Here is a 10000-nt window from a genome sequence, read left to right as displayed (position 1 = left end):
TCGAAATGTTAAGCTGTACCTTAGTACTATACCCAGCACAAACTACAGGTAAGCACATGAAAATAAAAGGATTACGTTAAGACAAAGCACTAAGACTGTACCTTAGTACTATGGTTTGCTCTGCAGCTTTACACCAGACTAAAAAAAAACACACAAGGTTGTTTCTATGCTGAGTTTATTTGGTCTGTTGGCGGGGTTGGTGTTACTGATAGTGCTGACCATGCGTGGGGTAAACCTGTTTATTCTGGCACCACTTTGCGCTTTATTTGTGGCTTTATTGAATGGTATTCCGTTTTGGCTGGCTGATAACCCGGCCAATTTTGTCCAGGGTTATATGTCGGGTTTTGCCGGTTTTGTCTCCAGCTGGTTTTTAATGTTTTTACTGGGCGCTCTGTTTGGCAAGCTGATGGAACATACAGGCGCAGCGGACGCAGTAGCTCTTGCCATAGTCAAACGTATTGGCAAACAACGTGCTGTGCTGGCGGTGGTTTTAGCTTGTGCAGTGCTGACTTATGGTGGCGTCAGTATTTTTGTGGTGGCTTTTTCGGCTTACCCTATGGCGGTGAGTTTATTTAAAGACGCTAACCTGCCCCGGCGTTTTATCCCGGCCGCTTTAGGTTTAGGTTCTGTCACTTTTACTATGACGTCCGCCGGCTCGCCTGAAATTCAAAACTGGATCCCTATTCAATACCTGGGCACCAGCCCTTATGCGGGCTGGGAAGTCAGCATTATAGTGGCGATTTTTATGGCCATAACAGGCTATTGCTGGCTGATGAAGATGATCAAAACGGCCATGGCTAATGGCGAACAGTTCGAAGGCCGTGAAGCGGATCCTGTGGTAGGCGACAAAGCTCTGCCTCATCCACTCATGGGTATTTTACCTTTGCTGGTGGTGCTGCTGTTGTCCTATTTACTGCATGACACCATGCAACAAGCCGCCTTAATAGTGGCGCTGACGGGTGGTGTCAGCACTTTATATCTGCTCAATCGCAAGTTTTTAACCTCTTTGGGCCAGACGCTGGATCAAGGCGCAACAGGGGCTTTAATAGCTATAGGCAATACAGCAGCTGTAGTAGGTTTTGGCTCTGTGGCTAAGCTGACACCAGCTTTTGCCGCTGTGGTCGAGACCATGACGCATTTACCAGGCTCTGAGCTGATAGGCGCAGCTGTGGCTGTTAGCGTCATTGCAGGTTTAACAGGTTCAGCGTCAGGCGGTCAGGCCATAGCTTTGCCAGAAATAGCCCCGGTTTATTTAGAACGTGGTGTCGATGCAGAACAGCTGCACCGTGTGGTCGCTATCTCATCCGGTGCTTTAGACTCATTGCCGCACAATGGCTATGTGGTCACTACTATTCGTGCTATCTGTGGTGAAAGCCATCAAAATGCCTATTGGCCTGTGGCTGCTGTGACTGTGGTAGTGCCCACTTTGGGCGTGATGCTGGCTATTTTCCTGTTTCAATGGCTGTGATCAAAGCTTTGCTGAAAGGATTTAATATGAAACTATGGCTTGGTTTGATACTGCTGTTCAGCAGCTTGGTGCAGGCAGCAGAGCTGCCTTTAGTGCAAAAACAGCAGCTGGAACTGGCACACTTTACCACTCAAAGTGGCGTGGCGTTAAAGCAGGTGAAGGTCGGCTGGGAAGCTTATGGTACGCTCAATGCCGACAAATCCAATGTGATTTTAATCACCCATTATTTTTCCGGCACTTCGCATGCGGCTGGCAAATACCGCTCTACAGATGCAGCCCCTGGTTACTGGGACAAAATTATCGGCCCTGGCAAAGCCATAGATACCAACACATTTTATGTAGTCAGTGTCGATAGTCTGGCTAATCTAAACGCCTTTTCGCCTGATGTGATCACCACAGGCCCTGCCAGTATCAATCCAGATACGGGTAAAACTTATGGCCTGAGTTTTCCTGTGGTGACCATTCGCGATTTTGTTGAAGTGCAAAAAACCCTGCTGGATAAACTCGGCATTGAAAAACTCTATGCCGTGATAGGCCCTTCAATGGGATCCTTTCAGGCCATTGAATGGGCGGTCAGTTATCCGGATAAAGTTGAGCGCTTATTGCCCGTGATAGGCACAGCTTATATCGACAGTTTCAGTGCCATAAGATTGGAGCGCTGGGCTCAGCCTATTAAACAAGACATTGCGTGGAACAAAGGTGCTTATCCCTTAACTCGGCAACCTGAAGGTTTAACGCGAGCTTTAGCTTATGTGATTCAGGATGCGTTGCACCCGGACTTATTTAATCAAAGCTACCCTGCCCCTTCTTTGAATAAAGCTATTCATCAGGATATTCAGGCCGAACTACCTGCCTGGAACCAGCTGCTGAGCACCGCTAAACAACGCTCAGCCCAAATGGATGCGAATTCATTGTTGTATCTGGTGCGGGCCTCGCAGTTATGGCGTGCAGGTATGGGCGACAACTGGCAACAAAAACTCAAAAGCGTCACAGCTAAGACCTTGTGGTTACCTGCCGCAGGAGATTTATTACTAACACCTGCTATGGCCAAACACAGCAAAGAGCAGATGCCACAAGCTTCTTATGAAGAGATTCCTGGTCAGGCCGGGCATTTAGATGGTCTTTTAAATATTCAGAGCAAAGCAGATCAAATAAGGCAGTTTCTAGCAGAATAACGGTTTGAAACTATATAGAACAAAACAGCTTCCATCCCCCTGTGAGGTGCGCCTGCCTCTGGTTCAGCTAAAGCTTATGCTTTAGCTACTTTTTTCGTACAGAGCTATTCAGAACCTTGTTGTGGAACTGACCGCGATCCCCCTCCGGATGACAGCATTATTTGTTGCTGAAGAAGGAAAAACAATCTAATTTAGAGGCTTACGATCACAGATCTGGTAAATGACAGGCTACCAAAAGGGAATAACGTGCCAGCACGATTTTTCCTCAATATGGAGAAGTCTTTTGGATATACATTCTGTGAATCAAATAGCTAATCGCGGCACAACAGCTGGTAGAACCAGGCAAAGTGTGCCAGCACAATATACAAATGTTATGAAACCTGTCGGAGTACTTCGTGACGGATAGAGACTGGCGACTTCAGACCACTGCAAATCTCGCAGAGAATTGGAATAATCCTTGGACAGGTCAGGTTGTTCCAAAGGGCACTAGAATTACCGTTGTTTCCGTCGCAAGACTGAACTCCAAGAAACAAATTACAATCCCAGTTCCCAATGGTTCTGCCATTCTTTTGAGCGCGTCGCTGAAGAGTCACACTAGAGCGAAGGCACTTCGTGTAAAAAGCAAAATAGATTCCTCAATCAAGAAAGAGGTTGAGTTCCTAACAGAAACTGATGCGTTTGATTTTCTGGAAGATACAATTCAATCGATTTTTTTGGCATATGCAGCTATAGAGGCTTTCGCGAACGATGTCATTCCAGAGAATTTTGAATACGCCCACTATCGCAGTAGTGAAGTAATTTTGGAAACAGCCAATAAAGCCAAAATTCAAAGATATATATCGCTGGAAGAAAAGCTTGATCAAGTGCTTCCAGAGGTACTAGGAGTAGAGTCCTTAAAAAGTCATAAGTCTTGGTCTGAGTTTAAAAAGTTAAAGAAGCTGCGAGATCGAATAACCCACATGAAAACAGAGGATAGAAAATCGTCAGGTCCTGAAAACGACACTTTGTGGCATCAATTGCTTATCTCAAGCATGCCACATAAAACAGCTTTTGATATCATCCGATACTTTACATCGAGAATGGAGTCACCGCCTCAGTGGGTGGAATATGCACCGTTGTAAGTTTCATAACAATCGCAAGCAGTTAGGCCCCCGGGCCCGGACCTCGCTTCGCTCGGCCGCTGTTGCGGGCGTTAAATTTGGAAAGTACGAATGGATGAGCGAGATCGGAAAGCGCTGGAAGATATTGAAAAATTTGGTTGCCACGTTCTAAATGTTATGGAAGGTGAAGAGCAGCCATGCTTTTCATATTCCATTGGCATAGAGAAAACACTAAACCAGCCTGAATTAATAATAGTTGGGCTAAAGCACGAACTTTCACACTCCATAATAAATAACTATCGTCAAAGGTTAGCTTCAGGTGAAATTTTTATTCCTGGGGTGTTTTATTCGGACTTCATAGAAGGTTTTGACGTTACGTTCATTGAAACGGACAAAAAGCATTACAAAGAATACCTTGGTTGGGGGCTTTGGCTTTACTCAGGTAATAACTTTAAAACTTACCAACTAATTTGGCCTACCACTGCTGGCATTTGGCCGTGGAACGAAAACAAATCAGAATATTATGTTTGGGCGCAACCAATTCTCAATTCATCGGGTGTGCTTGAAAAAATTTAACAAGGCTCTCCAGCACCGAGCACTTCGTGCGCTCGACAGGTTGTAAGTCGCCTTTTTGTGGTTTTTCTGCGCAAAAGTATTCCACAAAAAACCAACTGACAACCTGCGGCTGAGCTTAACGTTAGCTTAGATTGCCTTACCCGAAAAGTGACACTATAGTGTCACTTGAAACCTTTCCTCAAAATGTCAGACCTTGACGATAAGCTAAGATTTTCATTCAACGCAGCCAACGCCATTTCCTCTTCCTTTGTTAATAAACTACTGATCCAACTGTCTCTCTCGACGTAATTAGTTTTCCATGTATGAACATCTTTACAGCACCGGGCTATAGCTCACCTTCAAACCGTAACCCTACCGAGGTAAACCATGACTCTGGTTAGAAAACTTGTTTTTGCTTTTGCAGCTATAGTAGCGTTGGTCGCATTGTCCACCGCCATTACTCTGAACCAATTAAATAAAATGCAGCAGGCTGTAGAGCTGAATAACCATACTTTTGAGGTTATCCGTACATCCAACAGATTGGCCGAAGCCTTAGTCAATGTAGAAACAGGCCAACGTGGATTTGTTATTACCGGCGATGAATCCTCATTAGCCCCCTATCATCAGGGCAAGGCTGAAGTCGAAAAAGACTTAAATGAATTACTGCAAAAAACCTCGGATAATCCAGAACAACAGCAAAGCTTAAAAGCCATTCAAAGCCTGTATAACGACTGGCTGAATCAAGCCATAGAACCCAGCATCAGCCAAATGAAAGCTGCTGGCGCAGACACAACAGCACGTCAGGCGGTGAGAGAATTTGAACGCAGAGGCACAGGCAAAGAGTATATGGACAAAATCCGCCTGCAGATGGATACAGTACAGCAGCGGGAACGTGCTTTACTGGAGATCAGAAGTCAGGATGCTGCATCAGCCAAAAGCTTTGTATTCGCTACTTTAATTGTTGGCGGTTTACTCATTCTCGTCTTTAGTATCGTCATAGCTTTGTATCTGAAAACCACCTTACAAAACCGTTTACAAGTTGCTAAAGCTCTGGTTTCTGCAGTGGCCGACGGCAAACTGACCAATCAGATTGATAGCAGTGGCGGTGACGAAGTGGCGGAACTGCTGCAAGCTCTGACCAGAATGCAAACTCAGCTACATCAATTAATGAGTCAAATCAAAACTGCTGCGGCCGATTTAAGTGGTGCCAGCTCTACTGTTGCCAGCACCACAGAACAGCTTTCAGCCTCAGCGGAGGAACAATCCAGAGCTTCGTCTTCCATTGCCGCCGCCGTAGAAGAATTGAGTGTCAGTATCGATTCTGTTTCAGCCAATGCCAGCGAAGCTCAGACTATAGCTGGCAAATCAGGCCAACAGGCACAGCAAAGCAGTAAGGTGATCAACGATACGGTAGCCAGCATGGAACGGATAGCTATGGTTGTGCGCTCTGCCTCTGGACGTATCGAGGAGCTGGGTAAACAGTCGGAGCAAATCTCTTCTATTGTAAATGTGATTAAAGGCATAGCCGATCAAACTAATTTGCTAGCTTTAAACGCAGCTATCGAAGCGGCCCGGGCTGGTGAACAAGGTCGAGGTTTTGCCGTAGTGGCCGACGAAGTGCGCTTGCTGGCACAGCGCACCACTCAATCGACCACAGAAATTTCCGGCATGATTGATGTCATTTTAAACGGCACTGTCGATGCAGTGGGCCAGATGAGCACAGGGGTCGAGCAAGTGAATATGGGTGTTGAACTGGCCGGTCAGGCGGGCAGCGCCATAGATATTATTCAGCACAGCTTCCAGCAGGTGGTCAGCGTCATTGAATCAATTTCCATGTCATTGCAGGAGCAAAATGCCGCCAGTAATGAAGTAGCAGGTCATATCGAACGTATCGCCACCATGTCGGCGCAAAACAGCGAAGCCACCCGTCATAACAGCGAAGTAGCGCATGAGCTCCGTACGTTATCAAACGGCCTGAACGATGCGGTTGCACGCTTTACTTTGTAAAGTTCAAATTTCAGGCTCAGACATCATGACTCTGAGCCTGAAACAACACCAAATGATCCAGTTCCAGCTTAATACCAATGCGGCTATGCAATTGATGGTTGTGGTGGCTGGGCGCTAAGCAATACACCTGCTCTGCCCCTTCTAATTCCAAACTATATAAAATATGCGAACCACGGAAGGATTTACCTACTACTTTGGCGGTAAAACCACTGTGATCGTCGTGCACTATATCGTCCGGCCGCACCAGCAAGTCCACTGCAACACCCGCAGCAAAATTCGATTGGGTCTGAGCAAACACGCCCAAGGCTGTGTACACCTTCTCATCCGCCAAGACTTCGCCTTTGAGCAAAGCGCCATGCCCAACAAAGTCAGCGACAAAACGATTGGCTGGCTGATGATACAACTCATAGGCACTACCCCACTGCTGCAACTTACCGTGTTGCATTACACCTATCTGATCGGCCATGGCAAAAGCTTCAAACTGATCATGAGTCACCATCAAAGCACTGATGCCACGCTGCTTCAGAATAGCGCGGATATCCTGCGCCAAAGCTTCACGTAAATCAGCATCTAAGCCGGAGAAAGGCTCATCCAACAGCAAAACTTGTGGCTCTGGTGCTAAAGCCCGGGCTAAAGCCACCCGCTGCTGTTGACCACCTGACAATTGATGCACATAACGCTCGCCTAAAGTCGGCAACCCCACCAATGCCAGCAGTTCTTCTACAATCTGTTGTTGCTGGGCTTTTGGTTTTTGCTTTATACCAAAGGCAATGTTTTGCGCTACGGTCAGATGCGGAAATAGCGCAAAATCCTGAAACACCATACCTATGCGGCGTTGCTCCGGATTTACCATCGCGCCTGGCTTTGACAAGCTGGTGTCAGCCAGCACCACAGACCCTGTTTGCACTGGTTCGAAGCCAGCAATAGCTCGTAATAAGCTGGTTTTGCCACAACCGGACGGTCCTAACAAACAACCTATCTGGCCTTGTTGTAGCGTGAGGCTCAGGTCTTTGACCACAGTAGCCTGGCCATAAGCTATCGAAACCTGTTGTAACACCAGCATTACTGGGCTCCTCTGTTAGAACTGTCCAAAGCACGGGAAAGCAGGATCACCGGAATTAAACCTATCAGAACTATGGCAAGGGCTGGCAAGGCAGCATCGGCCAGACGCTCATCAGACGCCAGCTCGTAACTGCGCACCGACAAGGTATTAAAGTTAAAAGGCCGCAGCAATAAAGTAGCGGGTAACTCTTTCAGCACATCCACAAACACCAGCAATAAAGCGCTGAGTACTGAAGCTTTCAGCAGCGGCAAATGCACACGTTTGAGCACCCCAACCGGGCTTTCCCCTAAGCTTCTGGCGGCATTGTCCATTGAAGGAGTGATTTGCATTAAACCTGCCTCGACACTATGCAAAGCCACAGCCATAAAACGCACCGTATAAGCCAGCACCAGCGCTACTAAAGTGCCGGATAACAACAAACCAGTGCGAATGCCAAACTGCTGCTCTGCCCATAGATCGATAGAGTTATCCAAAGCGGCCAGCGGTATCATCACGCCTATGGCGATTACTGTGCCAGGTAAGGCGTAGCCCATAGCCGCCAGCCGCACAGGCAACACCAAAGACCAATGGCCGGATAAACGTTTGGCATAAGCAAAACATAAAGCCAGGCTAGCCGTGACCAGCGCTGTTAGAGCAGCCAATGAAAAACTATTGAGCAACAACTGCATAAAATCTGCCGACCAGAACTGGTCCAGCCGCTCCACGGCCCAGCCCACTAACTGCAACGCTGGCAATAAAAAGCCAAACATAACAGGCAATAAACACAGCAACAGCATACTAAAACCAGCTAAGCCATGGATAGACTGTCGGCTGGGCTCCTTCTGTTTTTGACCTTGCTGATAAAACTTCAGTTTGCGTCTGGACCATTGCTCCAGATACAGCAGCAACAGCACAAAACTACATAATAATGCTGACAACTGCGCCGCCCCCAGCTGATTGCCCATGCCAAACCAGGTGCGGAAAATACCAGTGGTGAAGGTGGTGACGCCAAAATACTGCACTGTGCCGTAGTCGGCTAAGGCTTCCATCATCGCCAAAGCTGCACCAGTTAAAATAGCGGGGCGAGCTACAGGTAAAGCCACCAGCCAGAAATGCTGGCGTGGCGTATAACCTAAAGTGCGGGTGGCTTCGAGTAAGGAGCCGGATTGCTGGCGAAAGGCAGTGCGCGCCAACATATACACATAAGGATAAAGCACCAGCGACAACATCAGAATGGCACCGGGCAAAGAGCGGATTTCAGGGAAATAATAATCGCCGTAAGACCAGTCAAACCAAAGCCGCAGCTGGCTTTGCACTGGCCCGGCAAAATCCAGCAAACCTGTATAGCTGTACGCCATGATATAAGCCGGAACCGCCATAGGCAGCAGCAATAACCACTGCACCACTGCTCTGCCAACAAACTGATAACGCGCCACAGTCCAGGCCATTAAAGTGCCAATCGCAGCGCTGCAAAGACCCACACCCAAAGCCAACAGCAAAGAATTGCGGACATAATCGGCCAGCACTGTATCCAGCAGATGCGCCCAAAGCTCTGGCTGAGGTGTCAGTAAAGAGCCAAGCACCACCAGCACGGGCACAGCCAGTAGCAAAGCAAACAAGGTGGTGGTCCGGCTAAATAAAGGGCTGGTCAAACGAAGAGTATCCTTCTAAAAAAGCTAGGGGCGACCTTTATGGTCGCCCTCTTATCCGATCGACAAAACTGCGGCTTCAAGTACGCAGGGGAATTACTTCCAGCCCGCTTTGTCCATCACCTGAATAGCTTTCGCATTCAATTCGCCTAAAGTCGATAATTGTACCTGCTCAGCTTTAAATTGCCCAAAAGATTCAAGGCGTTGGCTCCACTTCACATCAGCGACTACCGGATACTCGTGGTTAGTCACAGCGTACCAGCTTTGGCTGTCAGGTTTTACCATGTACTCCAACAGCTTGACCGCTTCCGCTTTGTTGGGTGCGTATTTCGCAACACCAGCACCAGAGATATTGATATGAGCGCCACGGTCCTGCTGATTTGGCCAGAACACCTTCACAGCTTCAGCTGCGGCTTTGTCGCCAGCTTCATCGAACATACCACCTAAGTAATAAGTGTTGGCGATGGCGATATCACAGACTCCAGCAGCGGCCGCTTTAATTTGGTCACGGTCACCGCCTTTTGGAGGCTGGGCAAAGTTTTTTACAAAGCCATTGGCCCAGGCCTGAGTTTTTTCTTCACCTATCTGGGCTATTAACGCCGCCACCATAGACTGGTTATAAATATTGTCAGACGATCGCACACAAATTTTGCCTTTCCATTTTGGATCGGCCAAATCTTCGATAGTGCTTAACTGTTCTGGTTTGACTTTACCCGGCACATACATAATGGGACGGGCCCGCTTGGTTAAACCAAACCATTGCTGTTTTGGATCGCGCAAATGAGCAGGAATAGTGTCGGTCAGTACTTTTGAATCAATAGGCTGCAATAAACCCTGCACTTCAGCCCGGTATAAACGACCGACATCAGTGCTGATCAACACATCCGCCGGGCTGTTGCGCCCTTCACTTTGCATACGGCTGATCAGCTCATCCGGCTTGCCTGTGATTAAATTCACTTTAATACCAGTGTCCTTGCTGAACTGATCCAGCATAGGTTTGATCA

8 protein-coding genes are annotated in these 10000 nt (G+C 47.6%); 5 read left to right on the top strand and 3 right to left on the bottom strand.

The window, feature by feature from the left end; translation table 11 throughout:
* The first annotated feature begins 166 nt into the window (after positions 1 to 166).
* From LDL40_RS09685 to LDL40_RS09665, 5 genes are all read left to right on the top strand, one after another.
* Positions 167 to 1468, top strand: a complete 1302-nt coding sequence (locus tag LDL40_RS09685; RefSeq protein WP_300995118.1) for a GntP family permease — start codon at positions 167 to 169, stop codon at positions 1466 to 1468.
* A 26-nt stretch (positions 1469 to 1494) separates the two neighbouring features.
* Positions 1495 to 2643, top strand: a complete 1149-nt coding sequence (locus LDL40_RS09680) for a homoserine O-acetyltransferase (protein ID WP_300995117.1) — start codon at positions 1495 to 1497, stop codon at positions 2641 to 2643.
* Between the two features lie 395 nt (positions 2644 to 3038).
* Positions 3039 to 3764, top strand: coding sequence for a hypothetical protein (locus tag LDL40_RS09675; RefSeq protein ID WP_300995116.1), 726 nt, complete (start codon positions 3039 to 3041; stop codon positions 3762 to 3764).
* A 90-nt stretch (positions 3765 to 3854) separates the two neighbouring features.
* Entirely contained in the window at positions 3855 to 4319 is a 465-nt protein-coding gene (locus tag LDL40_RS09670; RefSeq protein WP_300995115.1) for a DUF4262 domain-containing protein, read from the top strand.
* 366 nt (positions 4320 to 4685) lie between these two features.
* Positions 4686 to 6305 carry a methyl-accepting chemotaxis protein gene (locus LDL40_RS09665; RefSeq protein ID WP_300995113.1) on the top strand — a complete coding sequence of 540 codons (1620 nt, stop codon included), beginning with the start codon at positions 4686 to 4688 and terminating at the stop codon, positions 6303 to 6305.
* Positions 6306 to 6321: 16 nt separating this feature from the next.
* On the opposite strand, the gene LDL40_RS09660 is transcribed toward LDL40_RS09665, so the two are convergent.
* The 3 genes from LDL40_RS09660 to LDL40_RS09650 form a co-directional block, all read right to left on the bottom strand.
* Complete coding sequence (locus LDL40_RS09660; RefSeq protein WP_300995111.1) at positions 6322 to 7368, bottom strand: ABC transporter ATP-binding protein; 1047 nt, start codon at positions 7366 to 7368, stop codon at positions 6322 to 6324.
* On the bottom strand, positions 7368 to 8999 hold the full coding sequence (locus LDL40_RS09655; RefSeq protein WP_300995110.1) for an iron ABC transporter permease: 1632 nt from the start codon (positions 8997 to 8999) through the stop codon (positions 7368 to 7370). Before LDL40_RS09655 ends, LDL40_RS09660 begins: the two co-directional genes overlap by 1 nt.
* A gap of 93 nt (positions 9000 to 9092) precedes the next feature.
* The coding region (locus LDL40_RS09650) for a Fe(3+) ABC transporter substrate-binding protein (RefSeq protein WP_300995109.1) at positions 9093 to 10000 on the bottom strand (908 nt) is incomplete at its 5' end.

Origin of the sequence: Rheinheimera sp. (genome assembly GCF_020217005.1) — a bacterium.
Lineage (GTDB): Bacteria > Pseudomonadota > Gammaproteobacteria > Enterobacterales > Alteromonadaceae > Pararheinheimera.
The sequence above is the reverse complement of the archived record's forward strand: the minus strand, read 5'-3'. Positions and strand labels throughout refer to the sequence as shown.

Bases quoted from the DNA above. Each gene is read 5' to 3' on its own strand.
- LDL40_RS09680 (WP_300995117.1), top strand. From the start codon at position 1,495: ATGAAACTATGGCTTGGTTTGATACTGCTGTTCAGCAGCTTGGTGCAG.
- LDL40_RS09670 (WP_300995115.1), top strand. From the start codon at position 3,855: ATGGATGAGCGAGATCGGAAAGCGCTGGAAGATATTGAAAAATTTGGT.
- LDL40_RS09685 (WP_300995118.1), top strand. From the start codon at position 167: ATGCTGAGTTTATTTGGTCTGTTGGCGGGGTTGGTGTTACTGATAGTG.
- LDL40_RS09660 (WP_300995111.1), bottom strand. From the start codon at position 7,368: ATGCTGGTGTTACAACAGGTTTCGATAGCTTATGGCCAGGCTACTGTG.
- LDL40_RS09665 (WP_300995113.1), top strand. From the start codon at position 4,686: ATGACTCTGGTTAGAAAACTTGTTTTTGCTTTTGCAGCTATAGTAGCG.